The 20454-nt window shown below is 30.8% G+C and carries 14 protein-coding genes; 13 read left to right on the top strand and 1 reads right to left on the bottom strand.

The window, feature by feature from the left end:
- Positions 1–3: 3 nt before the first annotated feature.
- Positions 4–1824 (top strand): chloride channel protein, encoded by a 1821-nt coding sequence (locus Q0049_RS10380; RefSeq protein WP_298119446.1) that lies wholly within the window; start codon positions 4–6, stop codon positions 1822–1824.
- Between the two features lie 168 nt (positions 1825–1992).
- Positions 1993–2955 carry a Fic family protein gene (locus Q0049_RS10375; protein WP_298119444.1) on the top strand — a complete coding sequence of 321 codons (963 nt, stop codon included), beginning with the start codon at positions 1993–1995 and terminating at the stop codon, positions 2953–2955.
- Between the two features lie 46 nt (positions 2956–3001).
- Here the strand turns inward: Q0049_RS10375 and Q0049_RS10370 are convergent, their stop codons facing one another.
- A complete protein-coding gene (locus Q0049_RS10370; RefSeq protein ID WP_298119442.1) occupies positions 3002–3523 on the bottom strand; it encodes a hypothetical protein in 522 nt (173 codons plus the stop codon).
- Between the two features lie 112 nt (positions 3524–3635).
- Between Q0049_RS10370 and uvrA the strand changes: the two genes are divergently transcribed.
- From uvrA to Q0049_RS10315, 11 genes are all read left to right on the top strand, one after another.
- Positions 3636–6470, top strand: coding sequence for an excinuclease ABC subunit UvrA (uvrA, locus tag Q0049_RS10365; protein WP_298119440.1), 2835 nt, complete (start codon positions 3636–3638; stop codon positions 6468–6470).
- 10 nt (positions 6471–6480) lie between these two features.
- Complete coding sequence (locus tag Q0049_RS10360) at positions 6481–7302, top strand: BRO family protein (RefSeq protein ID WP_298119438.1); 822 nt, start codon at positions 6481–6483, stop codon at positions 7300–7302.
- A 97-nt stretch (positions 7303–7399) separates the two neighbouring features.
- Positions 7400–8125, top strand: coding sequence for a TIGR00730 family Rossman fold protein (locus tag Q0049_RS10355; protein ID WP_298119436.1), 726 nt, complete (start codon positions 7400–7402; stop codon positions 8123–8125).
- An 86-nt stretch (positions 8126–8211) separates the two neighbouring features.
- Positions 8212–9645: an MBOAT family O-acyltransferase gene (locus tag Q0049_RS10350; protein ID WP_298119434.1), complete on the top strand. Its 1434-nt coding sequence runs from the start codon at positions 8212–8214 to the stop codon at positions 9643–9645.
- Positions 9645–10535, top strand: coding sequence for a hypothetical protein (locus Q0049_RS10345; RefSeq protein ID WP_298119432.1), 891 nt, complete (start codon positions 9645–9647; stop codon positions 10533–10535). Before Q0049_RS10350 ends, Q0049_RS10345 begins: the two co-directional genes overlap by 1 nt.
- Complete coding sequence (locus Q0049_RS10340; protein WP_366941680.1) at positions 10532–13330, top strand: aminopeptidase; 2799 nt, start codon at positions 10532–10534, stop codon at positions 13328–13330. Before Q0049_RS10345 ends, Q0049_RS10340 begins: the two co-directional genes overlap by 4 nt.
- A 184-nt stretch (positions 13331–13514) precedes the next feature.
- Complete coding sequence (locus Q0049_RS10335; protein WP_298119430.1) at positions 13515–15917, top strand: thiamine pyrophosphate-dependent enzyme; 2403 nt, start codon at positions 13515–13517, stop codon at positions 15915–15917.
- A gap of 186 nt (positions 15918–16103) precedes the next feature.
- Complete coding sequence (locus tag Q0049_RS10330; protein WP_298119428.1) at positions 16104–16802, top strand: hypothetical protein; 699 nt, start codon at positions 16104–16106, stop codon at positions 16800–16802.
- A 143-nt stretch (positions 16803–16945) separates the two neighbouring features.
- Positions 16946–17857 (top strand): hypothetical protein, encoded by a 912-nt coding sequence (locus Q0049_RS10325; protein WP_298119426.1) that lies wholly within the window; start codon positions 16946–16948, stop codon positions 17855–17857.
- A gap of 154 nt (positions 17858–18011) precedes the next feature.
- Complete coding sequence (locus tag Q0049_RS10320) at positions 18012–19037, top strand: hypothetical protein (protein ID WP_298119425.1); 1026 nt, start codon at positions 18012–18014, stop codon at positions 19035–19037.
- A gap of 179 nt (positions 19038–19216) precedes the next feature.
- Complete coding sequence (locus Q0049_RS10315) at positions 19217–19858, top strand: hypothetical protein (RefSeq protein ID WP_298119423.1); 642 nt, start codon at positions 19217–19219, stop codon at positions 19856–19858.
- The last annotated feature ends 596 nt before the right edge of the window (positions 19859–20454 follow it).

The following is a 20454-nucleotide window of genomic DNA, read 5'->3' as shown; positions in this document are numbered from 1 at the left end:
AAAATGCCAAACAGAAAATCAGTAATCCTTCAATTATTTTTCAGAAAAATTGCGCGCCGATTAGAATCCATATTCTTCATGGCAAAAACGATTTTATCTGAACGTAATTTCATTTATTTATCTGCGGTTGTTGTAGCAATATCATGTGCTTTAGCTGTAATTATTCTTAAAAACTTTGCACATAATGTTTTCATCTTTGCAAATTATGCCAACAATTATTTAAAACTGCCCTTTGCAAATAGTATTTTCCCAATTATTGGTATTTTGCTAACCGTTTTTGTCATCAAAAAGTTTCTTGATGGATCAATTGAAAAAGGTAGTTCGCGTATTCTTTATGCCGTTGCTAAAAAAGGTGGAATCATTCCAAAAAAACAAATGTATGCGCAAATTATTACAAGTTCGTTAACCGTTGGATTAGGTGGTTCTGCTGGATTAGAAAGTCCAATTGTAATTACTGGTGCAGCTTTTGGTTCCAACTTTGCTCAAAAATATAAACTTTCTCAAAAAGATAGAATTTTATTACTTGCTTGCGGTGTTGCTGCCGGAATTGGTGCCGCTTTTAATGCTCCAATTGCTGGAGTTTTATTTGCCATAGAAGTGGTTTTGACCGATGTTAGTATTTCCGCTTTTATTCCGATTATCATTTCTGCTGCAACTGGTGCGTTAGTTTCTAAAGTACTTTTAAGTCAAGACGTTTTATTGAGTTTTGAGCAAGAACAAAATTTTGATTTTCACAACACACCTTACTATATTTTACTAGGAATTTTAGCAGGTTTAGTTTCTGTATATCATGCTAGAAATTTTAGAAAAGTAGAACATTTTTTTAGCCGATTTAAAAACAATACCTATAAAAAAGCATTATTTGGTGCGACTATTTTAGCCGTTTTAATATTCTTTTTTCCAACACTTTTTGGTGAAGGTTATGAAAGCATGAAAACACTTTCAACAGCGCATCCAGAAAGTTTACTAGAAAATACTTTATTAGAAAATCATAAAAGTAACGAATGGATTTTATTAGGATTCATTGGTCTAATTGTCCTATTAAAATCTTTTGCTACAGGTTTAACATTAGGTTCAGGTGGAAATGGAGGTAACTTCGCTCCTTCTTTGTTTGTGGGTTCGTATCTCGGTTTTTTTGTGGCAAAATTTATGGATTTGACCAATATCAATTCGCATCTTCCAGTAACTAATTTTACCATTGTAGGAATGGCAGGAATCCTTAGTGGTTTATTTCATGCACCATTAACAGCCATATTTTTAATTGGTGAAATCACTGGTGGTTATGATTTAATGGTTCCTTTAATGATTGTTTCTTCGATAAGTTATGCCGTTTCTAAACAAATGGAACCACATTCTATGGATGTTAAAACATTAGCCGATAAAGGAGAAGTTTTTACAAGTGATAAGGATAAAAATATTTTGCAAAGTATTGATTTTCTCAAATTAGTTGAAACCAATGTTAAAACTATTACTTTAGAGAAATCCTTAGAAAATCTTATCGAACATTTATCAAATGTAAATCAACAAATAATTCCTGTAATAGATGAAAAGCATAAACTTTTAGGAATTGTTGATTTTGAAAATATACGTTCTATCGTTTTTAATCCTTACCGAATAAAATTTACCGAAATTAAGGAAATCCTTTCACAACCACAAGAAATCATCAACCACGATGATGGAATGGAAACCATTATTGAAAAATTTGAAACTTCAAATGTAACAGTACTTCCAGTAACCAAAAACGGTAAATTCTTCGGATTAATTTCTAAAATTTCCATTCTTGAAACTTATCGTGAGCAATTGAAGGAAATGATTATTGAGTAAAATCAATTGCAATAACAATATCAAAAATCAATTTCAAATTCAATACCAAAACTTAATAGTACTACAATAAATTGAATTTTGAAGTTGAAATTGAATTTTGAAAAATTTTAATATCGGATAGATTTTAAATTTGCATTATCCGATATTAAGAAATATATTTGCAGTATTATGTGGAACATTGATACAAAATATAGAGATGAATTACAATCAACATTTGATAGATTGTATGATAAAATGGATGTTTTAAAAAGAAGCAGACCATTGCCAAACATTGCTTTGCAAAAAATTAAAGAATCACTTTCTATCGAATGGACTTATAATTCTAATAGTATTGAGGGAAATACATTGACGCTTCAAGAAACTCAAATGGTTTTGCAAGAAGGAATTACCGTTAAAGGAAAATCACTCAGAGAACATTTTGAAGCAAAAAATCATGAAAAAGCAATCAATTATCTATTTTCAATTGTTGATGATAGTTATGAAATTCGAGCAATCGATATACTATCCATTCATAGTTTAGTACTTAATATGATTGAAGAAGATTTTGCAGGAAGAATTAGAAATGGTGGTGTTAGAATTTCTGGAGCAAATTTTGTTCCACCAAATGCCAACAAAGTTTCTGATTTACTGGATGAATTAATTGATTTTGTAAATACCAATCCATTGCAATTGAACGACATTGAATTGGCAACTATTTTTCATCATAAATTTGTTTGGATTCATCCATTCTTTGATGGAAATGGAAGAACGATAAGATTAGCAATGAATTTATTATTAATGAGAAAAGGTTTTCCGCCTGCCATTATTTTATCTAATGATAGAAAAAAATATTATGAGGCATTAAATCAAGCCAATAATGGAAACTATCAAAAATTGATGTTACTCATGTGTCAGGCACAAGAACGAACCTTAAATATTTATCTAAGTTCGTTGCCCGATAATGATTATGATTTTCAAGAAATTTCCAATATTGTAAGTGAACCTAATTCGCCATACAGTCAAGAATACATAAGTTTATTAGCACGTCAAGGAAAAATCGACGCTCATAAAGAAGGTAGAAATTGGTACACTACAAAAAAAGCCATTGAAGATTATATAGAAAATCGTAAAAGGAAAAGAGTTATCAGCTAGTAGTGTTCAGTTGGCAGTTCGCAAACTGAACACTGACTACTGAATACTATTTTGTCTTCTCTCCAACAAAATAATCATTAGTACTTTTAAACAATACGTTAAATGTGGTCAAACTTCCGTAACATCTTGTTATGTATTGCTGCAATTCCACTTTTTCAGCATTATCTAAATTACTTGAATTGATTTTTTGCTCCATTACTCGAAGTCGATCTCTAACCATAATTATTTTATTGAAGAAAGTATCGATGGGAACTTCTTTGTTTTGAGTTGGTGTTCCTGGTTCCATTACCAACTTTCCACCTTTCCATTTGTCTGCAATGGGAACAATTTGGGTTACATCACTCCATTTCTGAAGAATATTTTTCAAAGTTTTTTCAACTTCATAAAAACTCACTGAATCTACCTCGTCTTCTACAGCTTCAATTACTTCAAATTCACTATCAACATCAATTGTTTCCAATCCATTTTCGATAAAAGTTACCCAATAATGTTTAGAAGTCACATTCGTTACAACTCCCAAACCAAATTCTGAATGTTTAATACGTGATCCTATTCCTAAAATTTTCATATTTTATAGTAATGATTGTTTTCGTCAAATATAAAAATCTTTAACAAATTCTTCTGTTCTGACTAACTAAATTTTGCTCATAAAATCGTATTTTTGCGTTTTGACTAAAAATATGCTAGAAAACGATAATACAATTGAAGTAATTGGTGCAAGAGTTCATAACCTCAAAAACATTGATATTACTATTCCAAGAGAACAACTTGTTGTAATAACTGGACTTTCGGGTTCGGGAAAATCATCGTTGGCTTTTGATACCATTTATGCTGAAGGACAACGCCGTTATATTGAAACTTTTTCTGCTTATGCACGTCAATTTCTTGGTGGATTAGAACGTCCTGATGTAGATAAAATTGACGGACTTTCTCCTGTTATTGCAATCGAACAAAAAACAACCAGTAAATCACCTCGATCTACTGTAGGCACAATCACCGAAATTTACGATTTCCTCAGATTATTGTTTGCTCGTGCTGGTGATGCTTTTAGTTATAATACTGGTGAAAAAATGGTTTCCTATTCTGATGAACAAATAAAAAAATTGATTAAGGAAAATTTTGCTGGAAAACGCATTAATGTTCTTGCTCCAATCATTCGTGCAAGAAAAGGTCATTATGCAGAATTGTTCCAACAAATAGCCAAACAAGGTTTCGTAAAAGTTCGTGTCAATGGTAAAATTACCGACATCACCACAGGAATGAAATTGGATCGTTACAAAACTCACGATATAGAAATTGTAATTGATAGATTGCAAGTAGACAATGATGATGATACTGATAAAAGATTGGCAGAAAGCATCAAAACAGCAATGTATCATGGTGAAGATGTGATGATGGTTATCGAACATGAAAGTGATGATGTTCGCTTTTTTAGTAGAACTTTGATGTGTCCAACAACTGGAATATCCTATCAAAATCCTGAACCCAATTTATTTTCGTTCAATTCTCCAAAAGGTGCTTGCGAACATTGTAATGGATTGGGAATCGTAAACGAGATCAACATAAAAAAAATTATTCCAAATCCGAAATTATCTATTAACAAAGGTGGATTTGCTCCGCTTGGTGAATATAAATCGTCTTGGATGTTTAAACAATTAGAAATTATTGGTGAGAAATATAATTTTAAATTGACTGATGCCATCGAAACCATTTCTGATGAAGCTATGGAAATGATTATGAACGGTGGAAATGAAAAATTCTCAGTGGTTTCAAAAGCAGCTGGTGTTACTAAAGAATACAAAATTGATTTTGAAGGAATTGCTAAATTTATAAAAAGTCAGCACGATGATAGTAATTCATCTTCCATAAAACGTTGGGCAAAAGACTTTATGGACGAAATCAATTGTCCAGAATGCAATGGTTCTCGATTGAAAAAAGAATCACTTTTCTTTAAAATAAACGATAAAAATATAGCTGAATTATCAGCGATGGATATTTCAGAATTGACTATTTGGTTTCAAAATTTACCAAAAGAATTATCTGAAAAACAAAAAACTATTGCCACTGAAATCCTAAAAGAAATTAACGATAGATTGAAGTTTTTAATGGATGTTGGTTTGAATTATCTTTCCTTAAACCGAAGTTCAAAATCACTTTCTGGTGGTGAAGCACAGCGTATTCGATTGGCGACACAAATTGGTTCGCAATTGGTTGGTGTACTTTATATTTTGGACGAACCAAGTATCGGTTTGCACCAACGCGATAACGAACGATTGATTAATTCGTTAAAAAATCTTCGTGATATTGGAAATTCTGTTTTGGTTGTAGAACACGACAAAGACATGATTGAATATGCCGATTATGTGATTGACATTGGCCCGAAAGCTGGAAAATTTGGTGGAAACATCATCAGTAAAGGTACACCCAAAGAATTGCTGAAAGAAAATACCATAACCGCACAATACATGAACGGCAAAATGCAAATTGAAGTTCCAAAGAAACGTCGTGAAGGCAACGGAAAATCAATAAAATTAACTGGTGCCAACGGAAATAATCTTAAAAATGTTACGGTTGAATTTCCGTTAGGAAAACTAATTTGCGTTACAGGAGTTTCAGGAAGTGGAAAATCAACGTTGATTAATGAAACGCTCTATCCTATTTTAAATGCTCATATTTTTAATGGTGTCAAAAAACCAATGCATTACAAGAAAATTGAAGGTTTAGAACATATTGACAAAGTAATCGACATTGACCAAAGTCCGATTGGTAGAACTCCAAGAAGTAATCCTGCGACTTATACTGATGTTTTTTCAGAGATTAGAAGTTTGTTTACCATGACGCCAGAAGCTATGATTCGCGGTTATAAAGCTGGACGTTTTAGTTTCAATGTGGCTGGCGGAAGATGTGAAACTTGCGAAGGTTCTGGAGTTAGAACTATTGAAATGAGTTTCTTACCAGATGTTTATGTAGAATGTGAAACCTGTATGGGTAAACGTTTTAACAGAGAAACTTTAGAAATTCGTTACAAAGGAAAATCAATTTCTGATGTGTTGAACATGACGGTTGATGAAGCGGTAGATTTCTTTGAAATGATTCCGAAAATTAATAGAAAAGTTAAAACCATTCAAGATGTTGGGTTAGGTTATATCACTCTTGGTCAACAAAGTACAACGCTTTCTGGTGGTGAAGCCCAACGTATAAAATTGGCAACAGAATTATCCAAAAAAGATACAGGAAATACGTTTTATATTATGGACGAACCAACAACTGGTTTGCATTTCGAAGACATTCGAGTATTAATGGATGTAATTCAAAAATTAGTTGATAAAGGAAATTCGGTGCTGATTATCGAACATAATTTAGACGTTATAAAATTAGCCGATTACATCATTGACGTTGGTATGGAAGGTGGAAAAGGCGGCGGAGAAATTATCTGTAAAGGAACACCTGAAGAAATTGTAAAGAATAAAAAAAGTTACACTGCACAATTTTTGAAAAAAGAGTTGGAAAAATAAATTTAACTTTATGGAAAATAATAATTCTTTGGCCATTTTTGAGAGCAAACAAATAAGAAGAAGTTACATAGAAGAAACTGAAACATGGTATTTTTCATTAGTTGATATTATTGAGGCATTAACTGATTCCGTAAATCCCACTGATTATTTAAAAAAAATTAGAAAAAGAGATATTGAACTAGGTATCTACATAGGGACAAATTGTCCCCAGATAGCAATGCAAACAAATGGAAAAAATCGTAAAACTCTAGCTGGCAATGTAAAAGATGTATTACGAATAGTCCAATCTGTTCCTTCTCCAAAAGCAGAACCGTTTAAACAATGGTTGGCAAAGGTTGGATATGAACGTATTCAAGAAATTCAAGATCCTGCGCAAAGTATTGACAGAGCAAGAGAAAACTGGAAACAACACGGAAGAAGTGAAAAATGGATTCAGCAACGAATGATGGGACAAGAAACCCGCAATAAATTAACCGATTATTGGAAAGAAGCTGGAATTGAAGAGAAAAAAGATTTTGCAATTTTAACCAATATTATCCACCAAGAATGGACAGGATTGAGTGTTAAAAAACATAAAGAAATAAAAAACTTAAAATCACAAAATCTCCGTGACCACATGAGTGAAGCGGAGTTAATTTTTACAGCATTGGCTGAATTATCAACAAGACAAATCGCAGAAAAAGAAGAAGCAAAAGGATTGATTGAAAATGCAAAAGTTAGCAAAAAAGGTGGTGCTGTAGCAAAAAATGCACGTATTGAATTAGAACAAAGTACTGGAAAAAGTGTTGTAACAGGGGAGAATTTTTTAGCACCTAAAAAAATAATAAAATAAAATAACATCTTTTTGTCAAAAAACTAAATCATATTCCACAGTTTTTGAAAAAAGAATTACTTTAGCACGTTTGCAAAAAAATTAAAATATATAGATTATGGCACATCACGATTACGAAAACGAAGATCACAGAATACACGATAAATTAATACAAAAAACTTGGAACGAGATAAGAAGTAACGACTCTTGGGCGATTTTTAAAATCATGTCAGAGTTTGTAAATGGTTATGAAACTATGGCTAGAATTGGTCCTTGTGTATCTATTTTTGGTTCAGCAAGAACAAAACCTGAAGATAAATATTATTTATTGGCAGAACGTATTGCCTACAAAATTAGTAAAGCAGGTTATGGTGTCATCACTGGTGGTGGACCAGGAATTATGGAAGCCGGAAATAAAGGTGCACATCGTGGCGAAGGAACTTCGGTGGGTTTAAACATCGAATTACCTTTCGAACAACATTTCAATCCTTATATCGATAAAGACAAAAACCTGAATTTTGATTATTTCTTTGTTCGTAAAGTAATGTTTGTAAAATACTCGCAAGGTTTTGTAGTAATGCCTGGTGGTTTCGGTACATTAGACGAATTATTTGAAGCCGTAACTTTAATTCAAACTAAAAAAATTGGTAAATTCCCGATTATTTTGGTGGGAAGCGAATTTTGGTCAGGACTTTTAGATTGGATCAAAAATGTGATGATTGACAAGCAAAAAAATGCCAATCCAGAAGATATGAATCTTATTAAAGTTGTAGATACTGAAGATGAAGTTGTTGAAGCTTTGGATAACTTCTACAAAAAATACAATTTAAGTCCGAATTTTTAAATAATTTTGAGCCGCGAATTACACAAATTCTCACAAATTATTTAGTGAATATTTGTGTAATTCGTGGCTCAACTTTTTACTAAAAGATGTTTTTCAACTCGTTACATTTTGCCATTTTCCTTCCAATCGTTTTTATAATGTATTGGTTTGTTGGGCATAAATCTAAAATCAATCAGAATTATATTTTAATTTTAGCGAGTTATTATTTCTATTCATGTTGGGATTGGAGGTTTCTGTTTCTTTTGGTTTTTTCAACATTATTGGATTATGTATCCGCAATGAAAATTGAAAAAAGCAAGACACCTTCAGAACGGAAAATGTGGCTCTGGCTTTGTATTTCCATCAATTTAGGATTTTTAGGAATATTCAAATATTACAATTTTTTTGCTACTTCATTTGCCGAATTATTACAAGGTTTTGGATTAACAGCAAGTCCAATTTTATTAAAATTAATTCTACCTGTTGGAATTTCATTCTATACCTTTCACGGATTATCTTACATTATTGATATTTATTACAAACGAATAAAATCTGAAAAAAACTTTGTTGATTATTCCTTGTTTGTAAGCTATTTTCCTCTTTTAGTTGCCGGTCCAATTGAACGCGCTACACATCTTTTGCCTCAAATTAAAAGAAGACGTAAGTTTAATTTCGAAAAAGCCAAAGAAGGAATTTACCAAATCATTTGGGGTTTGGTTAAGAAAGTTGTCATAGCCGATTCGTGTGCAATTTATGCTAATGAAATTTTTGATAATTATTCGACCATGAATTCCTTATCATTAATTTTAGGAGCGATTTACTTTTCATTCCAAATTTATGGCGACTTTTCAGGATATTCTGATATTGCTTTAGGAACATCAAAATTATTTGGAATTGACTTATTGAAAAACTTCAATTATCCTTATTTTTCTAGAGATATTGCAGAGTTTTGGCGTCGTTGGCACATTTCACTTTCTTCATGGTTTAGAGATTATTTATACATTCCTCTTGGCGGAAGCAAAGGCAATAAATTATTTCAAGTTAGAAACACGTTCATCATCTTTTTAGTAAGTGGATTTTGGCATGGCGCGAATTGGACTTTCATTGTTTGGGGTTTGATAAATGCTTTGTATTTTCTGCCACTTTTATTATTAAATAGAAATCGAAAAAATGTTGATGCTTTTACTTTGGGCTTAAATTTAGAATCAATAAGAATTTTATTCAATATCACCACAACATTTGCGATTACAGCTTTGGCTTGGATATTTTTTAGATCCAAAACCATTACAGATGCGTATAATTATATTATGAGAATGTTTAGCGATTTACATTTCTCTGAACAATATTTCAGAATCGAACGCTACAGTCACAATTTAATGGCTTTAATTTTTGTTTTTGTTTTAGTAGAATGGAACAACAGAAATAAAATCGAACCCATTTCTGGTAAATATAGTTGGCTGAAATTAGGTTTATGTTTAGCAGCAATTGTAGCTTTAGGAGTTTTTTCAGATTACAAAGAATTTATTTATTTCCAATTTTAATGCGACAGTTTATACAATTTCTTTTAAAAGGTTTTGCAATACTAATCATAACATTAGTGTTGTTAGATATTTTATATACTGCAGTTTACATGCAATCTGATTCTAGAACAAAAATTGATTACTTATACAATTCAAAAGATAAAAAGTATGATGTAGTTTTTCTGGGTTCGTCGAGAGTAAACAACCATTTTGTGCCTAAAATATTTAATGAGAAAGGTTATAAAACTTTCAATTTTGGATTAACACGTTCTCGACTCGAAGAATCAGCTTTGATGCTAAAATTGATGGTGGAACGTAATTATAAAATTGATAATTTAATACTTCAAGTCGATTTGAATATCAATACAAACGATCATTCTGAAGCCATTCGTTCCTTGTTTATGCCTTATCTACATTCATCAAAAACGATTCGAAATCATTATGAAAACATTGATGAATACGAAAAACTACTTTACATTCCGTTTTACAGATACATGCATTATGACGCGCGAGTTGGATTTAGAGAAATGTATCAAACGGCAATTCATAAAAAAACAAACGCCTTAGATAACGATGGTTTTTATCCTTTAACAAAAAACGAAAGACCAATGATTCCTGCTGATTTATCTAAATACTCGCCTAAGAAAAATAAATCTTATGAAGAAATTAAGAAAATCTGTAAAGAAAATAACATAAATTTGATTGCTATGACTACACCAATGTGCAAGGAAACAATCAATATGGAATATTTCAATAAAATAAACGCTGTTTATCCTGAAATACTTCGATTTGAAAACCTTGTTACTGAAGATGAATATTTTGCAACTTGTGGTCATATGAATAAAAAAGGAGCAGAAAAATTTACTATCGAAATCTTTGACCGATTATTTAAAACAAAAACTAAATCTTGAAAAAATATACTTTAATACTATTCTTATTTGGCTTTGTAGCTTTTGCTCAACATCATTCAAAGATGAATGTAGAATTAGATATTGAAAAAAAGACACTTAATATTTATCAAGAGTTAACCTTTAACAACCAAACAAACGACACTTTAAAAACCCTTGTTTTAAACGATTGGAATCATGCTTATTCAGATAAAGACACACCTTTAGCAAGACGCTTTTCTGACGAATTTGTGAGAAGTTTTCATCTTGCAGCCGAAAAAGAGCGAGGCAGAACAGATAATATTACTTTCATTGACGAAAATAAATCAATTTTATCATGGATTCGTTTTGGAAACAAACCTGATATTATTGAAATCCAGCTTAAAAATAAATTACTACCACATCAAGAATTAAAACTTACTATATCTTACACGGTCAAAATACCTAACGATAAATTCACGAAATACGGTTATTCCGATAACGGAAATTTCAACCTCAAAAATTGGTTTTTAACACCTGCACGCTTTGAAAATCATGATTTTATAAAAAATAGTAATGCTAATCTTGATGACATCAATAATGGTTTATCAAATTTTGAAATAGAATTCAGAATTCCTCAAGAGTTTACATTAATTTCTGATTTAACTCAAACCAAAAAAGACAATACAACTTACATCCTTTCAGGCGAAAACCGTTTGGATTTTAGCATTTACATAGAAAAAGAAACCCAATTTTCAAGTTTTAAAAACAATGAAGTAAATGTTTTTACTGATTTAAAAGACAATAAATTAGACGGAATTCAAAAGTCATTAATTATTGATAAAGTTACAAATTACGTTTCCGAAAACATTGGAAAATATCCTTTTGAAAACATAACTGTATCTCAAAATGACTATGAAAAAAATCCTTTTTATGGTTTAAATCAATTGCCAGCATTTATAAGTCCATTTGAAGATTCTTTTATTTATGAATTGAAATTCTTAAAAACCTATTTAAATAATTATTTAAAAAATACACTTAAACTAGACCAACGAAAAGACAATTGGGTTTTCGATGCTATCCAAATCTACACCATGATGAAATACATCGACGAGTATTATCCAAATGCCAAGATGATGGGAAATGTTTCTAAATTGAAATTACTTCGTGGCTATCGATTAGTTTCTTTAGATTTTAACGAACAATACAGCTATTTTTATATGCTAATGGCTCGTAAAAATCTGGACCAACCTTTAGGCGACGCAAAAAATACTTTAATCAAATTCAATGAAAAAATTGCTTCTAAGTATCGTGCAGGATTGAGTTTGAAATATCTTGACAGCTATCTTGAAAACAATATTGTTCAAAAAAGTATCAAATATTTTTACGATTTAAATAAAACACATCAAACTACTAGAAGAGATTTTGAAAGTATTATATTTTTAAACTCAAATAAAAACATTGATTGGTATTTCAATACTATCATCGATTCAAGAGACATCATCGATTATAAATTTGATAAATTATCAAAAACAAAAGACAGTATTTCATTTTCTCTAGTAAATAAAACCAATGTCCACGTTCCTATTCCGGTTTATGGTTTAAAAGGCAAAAAGATAGTTTTTAAAGAGTGGATTGACGAATTCAAAAAAGATAGTGTTTATACTTTCAACAGAAAAAATGCCGATAAAATTGTAATTAACTATAAAAATGAAGTTCCAGAATTTAATTTAAGAAACAATTGGAAATCACTTAAACCATTTAGAATCAGCAACAAGCCCTTAAAATTTAATTTCATGAAGGATTTAGAAGATCCTTTTTACAATCAAATATTATATGTGCCAACATTGACTTTTAATATTTATGATGGTTTGCTACCAGGAATGCGTTTTCATAATAAAACAATTCTTGACAAACCTTTTAATTTTGATTTCAATCCCACTTATTCAACAAAAACAAGCTCACTATCTGGTTCAGGTCATATATCCATAAATCAATTTAATCGTGAAAGTAATTTATTTTCAATTCGTTATGCTGTTAGCGCATCCTCGTTTCATTATGCGCCAGATGCTTTGTATACAAGACTAAATCCATCGGTAGTCATGCGTTTTCGTCCTTCAAGTTTGAGAGACAATAGAAAACAAACACTATTGTTTAGACAAGTTTTAGTTAATCGCGAAGCATCGAGTTTTATTACTGATAATACCGAAAACTATTCTGTTTTTAATGCCAAATATTTTAATGTCAAAACTGAAGTTACAAACCATTTCAACATCGGAGGTGATTTACAATTTTCAAGTAAATTTGGAAAACTTTCTGGCGAAATTGAATACCGAAAACTATTCAACAACAACCGTCAATTGAACGTTAGAATGTTTGCAGGAATGTTTTTATACAACAACAATGCATCCGATTTCTTTAGCTTTGGTGTGGATAGACCAACAGATTATTTATTTGACTATGAATACCTTGGACGTTCTGAAACCACAGGTTTATACAGCCAACAAATATTTATTCACGAAGGTGGTTTTAAATCAATGCTCGAAAACCGATTTGCTAATCGATGGATTGCAACCACAAATGTGAGTTTCAATATTTGGAATTGGATTGAAGTTTATGGTGATTTTGGTTTTATGAAAAACAGTAATTCTAAAGAAAAGTTCATCTACGATAACGGAATTCGTCTTAATTTAGTTACCGATTATTTTGAGTTGTATTTCCCAATACACTCTAATAATGGTTGGGAAATTTCACAACCTAATTATGGTGATAAAATTAGATTTGTGGTTACTTTTTCTCCTCAAACTTTAGTTAATTTGTTTACGAGAAAATGGTTTTAATCCGCAACTAAGCCATAACTATTTTAAATATTTCACATTACATCCTTGTTTTAACTACATAAAATTCAACTAAGTTGTGAATTTCAACAAATTAATTATCAATAATTAAATTATATTTTTTCAACAGAAATGTAATTTTTACTACTTTTTCATTAAATTTGTTCGATTAAGAAGATTTTCAGTTATGACCGAAACACAAAACAAAGTCGAAATTACTTTTGAAGATTTCAAAACCGAAGTTTTAAACGATTATAAAATTGCAACCATAAGTCGCGAATGCAGTTTACTTGGAAGACGTGAAGTACTTACAGGAAAAGCTAAATTTGGAATCTTTGGTGATGGAAAAGAAGTGCCACAATTGGCTTTAGCAAAAGCTTTTAAAAATGGTGATTTCCGTTCAGGTTACTATCGTGATCAAACTTTTATGATGGCCATTGGTGCAATGACAATTGAGCAATTTTTTGCGGGTTTGTATGGTCATACTGACATTAATTTTGATCCAATGAGTGCCGGAAGACAAATGGGCGGACATTTTGCAACCCATTCGCTTGACGAAAATGGAAATTGGAACAACTTAACAAAACAAAAAAATTCATCGGCTGATATTTCTCCAACTGCAGGACAAATGCCTCGCCTACTTGGTTTGGCGCAAGCTTCAAAAATTTACAGAAATGTAGCAGGAATTAACCAAACTAATTTCTCTGAAAACGGAAACGAAATTGCTTGGGGAACAATTGGTAATGCTTCTACATCTGAAGGTTTGTTTTTTGAAACCATCAATGCAGCAGGAGTTTTACAAGTACCAATGGTGATGAGCGTTTGGGATGACGAATACGGAATTTCTGTGCACGCAAAACACCAAACTACAAAAGAAAATATATCTGAAATTTTAAAAGGATTTCAACGTGATGAGAATGCAAATGGCTATGAAATTCTAACAGTAAAAGGTTGGGATTATCCTTCATTAGTAGCAACTTATGAAAAAGCAGCTGCAATTGCTCGCGAAGAACATGTGCCTGTTTTAATTCACGTACAAGAGTTAACGCAACCTCAAGGACATTCAACTTCTGGAAGTCACGAACGCTATAAAAATGCGGAACGTTTAGCATGGGAAACCGAATTTGATTGTTTATCCCAAATGCGTAATTGGTTAATTGAAAATAATTTGACCACAGCCGAAGAGTTAGACCAAATTGACAATCAAGCAAAAAAAGACGTTCTTGAAGGTAAAAAAGCCGCTTGGACAGCATTTGTAACTCCAATGAAAGAGGAACAAAAAGAGTTGGTCGACTTATTGAATTCCATTGCATCTTCAAGTGAAAATAAAATCTTCATTGAAAAAATTGCTTCAGATTTAGCAGCAATCAAAGAACCAATTCGAAAAGATATTTTAACCACAGCTCGTAAAGTGTTACGGATGATTGTGAAAGAAAATGGAAAATCGCAATTGGCAACTTGGATTACAAATTATACCAATAAAATTCAACCAAAATTCAGTTCGCATTTGTTTTCAGAATCCGATAAAAACGTATTAACATCAGTTGAAGTTGCTCCTACTTATGATGCTTCAGCCGAAGAAGTTGATGCACGTTTAGTATTGAGAGACAACTTTGATGCCATCTTTTCAAAATATCCTGAAACCTTAATTTTTGGAGAAGATTCCGGAAATATTGGTGATGTAAATCAAGGTTTAGAAGGAATGCAAGAAAAATATGGTGAACTTCGTGTTGCCGACGTAGGAATTCGTGAAGCTACCATACTTGGACAAGGAATTGGAATGGCAATGCGTGGATTGCGTCCTATTGCTGAAATTCAATATTTAGATTATTTGTTGTACGCTATTCAAATTATGAGTGACGATTTAGCAACATTACAATACAGAACACACGGAAGACAAAAAGCACCATTGATTATTAGAACGCGTGGACATCGATTAGAAGGTGTTTGGCATTCTGGTTCGCCTATGGGAATGATCATCAATGCCATTCGTGGAATTCACGTTTTAGTGCCAAGAAACATGACTAAAGCCGCAGGATTTTACAATACATTATTAGAAAAAGATGAGCCGGCATTAGTGGTAGAATGTTTGAACGGTTATCGTTTGAAAGAAAAAATGCCAACTAATTTAGGCGAATTCAAAACACCAATTGGCGTTGTTGAAACACTAAAAGAAGGAAATGACATTACCTTAGTTTCTTATGGTTCGACGTTGCGAATTGTAGAACAAGCCGCAAAAGAATTAGAAACCGTTGGAATTAGTTGCGAAATCATCGATGTGCAATCGTTGTTACCATTTGATATCAAGCATGATATTGCTAAAAGTTTAGCTAAAACCAATCGTTTGTTAGTCATTGATGAAGATGTTCCTGGTGGCGCAAGTGCTTACATTTTACAAGAAATTATTGAAGTACAAAACGGTTATCAATTTTTAGATGCAGCACCACAAACTTTAGCGTCACAACCACATCGTCCTGCTTATGGAACTGATGGTGACTATTTTTCAAAACCTTCAGCAGAAGATATTTTTGAAAAAGTCTATGCGATTATGCACGAAGCAAAACCAACCGTTTTTCCAAGTTTATACTAATTAAAACCATATCGTTACAAATCCTCAATTGAAAACAGTTGAGGATTTTTTTTATATATTTGAAATTAAATAGACGCATTGCACATTTATAAATAGTCGTTATTAAATTATTAATAATAAAAAGATTAAAAATAATGAGTTGCGTGTATTTATGAGTTATGCGCAAGCTCATCCAACCCGCACAAAATGAAGAACTTAATCGACATAAGCAAAAAAATATTAGAGAATATTGAAAATCTTGACGATTTAATAGATTCATATTTTGAACCTGTTAAAGATTTGACCGAAACTGCTGGTGACATTTTTTCTCCAATAAAAGCTATACATTCTCTTTACACCTTTAACAAAAAAAGAAAGTTTAAAAAATTTCTAAAATCGTATGCTTTAAATTTAGATCCGGAAAGTTTTGATTTGAAAAATACAGAAAGGTTAAAAGCTTATCTCAAAGATGAAAAAAACTATAATTTTTTGAATACAGTAATTGAAAATGCAATTAACTCAAAATCTGTATTTGGCTCAATAATCTTAGGACATTACGCCGCGGAAATTTTATCCAACGAAAAAATTATAACCTTCAAAGAATTACTTATTGTAGAAGGATTGAGAGAACTAAATGATTACGAACTTTCAAGTTTCATAAAAATTTACAGTGTTGCTGACCTATCTAAAATGGTTTACTTTAAACAGTTAAACCTCAAAGGGTCAAAGTTTTTTAGCAAGCTTACAATAGAAAAACTAATTCAACTTAGATGGATAGAGAAAGACCATACAACATATATGGGTTCTTCTGCCAATCATAATTTCACATCAGGAGAATGTGCTGAAGAAGTGTTTTTTCTAATAAAAGATACCGAAGTTTATAGTGAGTTATTAAAGTTTGAATAAAGAGCCAGCGCATAACAGCGGTTTCGCGCAATTGCTGGTTTTTATTTTTACGTGTTCACGAAAAACATTTATCTTTAACAGAAAATAATCAGTTCGCTGGCATCGCAACTGTCGCGAAGCCGCGGAACGTTATAAGCCATTTTATGAAAAAACTGCAAACATTCATATTTTTCCTTTTATTACTTCTATTTTCTTGCAAAGATGAACACGAAAGAATGCACGAAGAAATGGATAAAGTTTCTAATGAATTCCGAAAATTTGATATTCAATTAATTAAGCTTTACAAAAAATCAGAAAATAACCCAAAAGAAGTAATTACTATAGTAGACAGCTTTTTAATTGCTAATAAAAAAGAAACAGATAAATATAAATCGCAGATAAAAACTAATATCGAAAGTAGTTTGCACTATTTTAAAGCCGAGTTATTCTATAAAACTGGAAAATATGACAAATCAATTAGCGAATTAGATTTTAGTAAATATAAAAATGGTAGCGTTGCTATTGCTTATGCCGCAAACTACATTAAATTAAAAGACTATAAAACTGCTAAATCATTTATCGATAGCATTGGCAATTGGAATGGAAACTATTACGCACTTGGGAATTATTATGAAAGTGTTGGAGACAAAGCTTCTGCTATTAAAACATACAAAAAAAACCTTGAAGAAGATAAATCTAGAAAGCATTTTATTTATTATATATGGACTCAAAAAAGAGTTGAAGAACTAGAAAAAAATAAACCGTTACTCAACGAAATTTTCTTCCCAACTGGAAATCCAAATTTTGAAGTTTGTGAGATTTGTGATGTTGACAATGAAATAAGGGAAAAGATTATGGATTTAATAATGGAAATCCCCGAAAATCAAAAAGATTGGACTTCAACTGGTATTTTAGAATCACCGTTTGACACTGGAAAAAAATATTATAGGGTTAAAGTAAAAGCCGGAAATAAAGAATTAGAATATTATGTATACCAAAAAACTTTTGAAATAAAATACTTTAATCCAAAAACTAAAACTTTAATGACATTACAAGAGTGGCGGAAAGGGAAATAAAAACGGCTTATAACAGCGGTTTGCTTCAATGGCTTGGCTCGGGATTTATTTGAAATCGGAAAGGTTTTTAATTTAAAGTTTTTTCTATATTTGTAAAGGCTAGGTCATAAATCATTGCCACTGAAGCAAGCCGCGAAACGTTGGCAGATATATTATGAAAAAAATCGCGTATATAATTCTAATTTCAATATTATTCAGTTGTGGACGTGAAAAACCGTATCCAAATAAAATTTCTGACTTTAGAAGTGAACTCCAAATTCATCTGAAAAAACTAGCTTCTGAAAAAAAACTTCCTTCAAGTGATACAATTGCAAGAAACTTTATAAAAGAAAATTGCACAAAGGAAGAACTATTAAAACTACTTAATTGTGAAGACCCAATATTAAGAGTAATAGCTTATCGAACTTTAGTAAATAAAAATGATAAAGATTATTTTAAAATACTTCTGGGGCATTTGAGCGACACAACTAAAGTTGAGTGGTGGTATTACGAAGATGCAGCTGATAACTTTATGGTTTCAGATTTATTAATTAGAAAAGCTGTAGACAGTAGAAAATTAAGACAAACTGAAAAAAATATTTTAGTTGATAGTGTATTATTAAAACACATCTATTTACCTAATTCAATTGGAATGATGATGGATATAAATCCACAAGAAAAATATTATTCTATAATTAAAAATCAATCTTCAAAATCATCTGATGAATGTGAAAAATTAGCAATTACATTTTCACTTTCTAAATTTAAAAAGGAAAATGATGTTGAATACATAAAAAATAATTTCAAAAAATTTTCCGAAAACCCAAATTGTAATAATTATATTTTTAAATCTTTTGAAGAATTTCCTAATAAAGAATTCTTTCCAATTTTAGTAAATTTTTTTAACGAAGAAATTAAAAAGAAAAAGCAATTTGGTCATGATGCTTTAAAATATTATTGTCGTGCAATTGCAAAATATAAGAGCCAGGAAAGTTTAGAACTTTTAACGCAAATATTAGATAGAAAAAACTATCCCGATACTTGGTATTTTAAATACAATGAAGAATTCGTTTTCAAAGCAATTCACAAATACAATGACCCAATTTATGACAATTTATATAAAAAATTGAAACCAAAAATGAGTACATTTATAATGGAATATTTAGACAAACCTGACTATGAGGAAAGAAAAACTTGGTAAAAATACATCTGCCAACAACGGTTTCAAGAAATGGCATGGCACGGTATTTATCTGAAATTGGAAAGGTCTTTAATTTAAAGTTTTGTATATATTTGTGAAGGCTTGGTCTAGGTTCATCGCAACTTCATGAAGCCGAGATACGTTGGCAGTAATTTTAAAAAATCGTAACGAAATAAAATATGGGATTTGGACTTTCAATTTTATTACATTTAATTTTCTTATTTATTGTAAGTTCAATTATTGCTTTCTTTAGTTTAATAATAACGTATTTTATAAGTAGTCCAGAAAAGAAAAAAAGGAAATTAATTTTATCAATTTTTATTCCATTTCACATTTTCTTTTCCTTTTATATTTTTGTATTCATTGGTTCAGTATTTATTTCTGAAATCAAAAAAGTCGACATTGGTATTGGAGACTCTTGGTATGCTCCAATTGACGAATCTTACCAAATTTTAATGATTGACTTACCAGAACAAGCATATATAGAATGCGATGGAAAATCAATATTAAGTGACGTTTCCGAAATCCAACAAATTGAGAAAAAAGTATTTTGTAAAACTTACAATGAAAAATATTACTCAATAAACTTAATTGAAAAAAAACTAACCGAATATCAAAATATTGAAGAACTTAAAAAAGCTGAAAATTTCTCAAAACCAAATTTGATTAAAGTTGAAGAATTTTACCATAAAAGAAAATGGCAAATATCAGGAAGTGCAACGATTATAATTGGAATATTATCATTAATTACAAGCATATTAACAGCTATAATTATCTATAAATTTATTGTTTATGGAAAAATATTAGGTTTAAAAAAATAAAAAAACTACTGCCAACAGCTATTTTGCACAATGTTATGTAAAAGTAAACAAGCCTTATGCAAAAGTAAATAAGCCTTGTGTAAAAGTAAACAAGCCTTATGTAAAAGTAAATAAGCCTTATGTAAAAGTAAACAAGCCTTATGCAAAAGTAAATAAGCCTTATGTAAAAGTAAACAAGCCTTATGCAAAAGTAAACAAGCCTTATGCAAAAGTAAATAAGCCTTGTGTAAAAGTAAACAAGCCTTATGTAAAAGTAAATAAGCCTTATGTAAAAATAAACAAGCCTTATGTAAAAGTAAACAAGCCTTATGCAAAAGTAAACAAGCCTTATGTAAAAGTAAACAAGACACCTGCCAAAATCAAATAAGCTTGTGCACGAGTAAAATGAACACTTCAAAGAATATTACAAAGAGAAGGAAAACTGAATAAAATTTAAGACATCCACCAACAGCCGTTTGACAATATTGCAATTTTTATAGTAAATTCACGTTTCAATTTCTTAAGAAATTTTACCTTTATCAAAATAAAATCAATTCACTAGTTCTGTGCTTTTGTTTACAACAGAAATATCATGTTGACAACAAGACATATTAAAT

Source organism: Flavobacterium sp. (genome assembly GCF_027484205.1).
Lineage (GTDB): Bacteria > Bacteroidota > Bacteroidia > Flavobacteriales > Flavobacteriaceae > Flavobacterium.
Note: the sequence above shows the minus strand (reverse complement) of the source record. Positions and strands in the feature narration are given on the sequence as shown.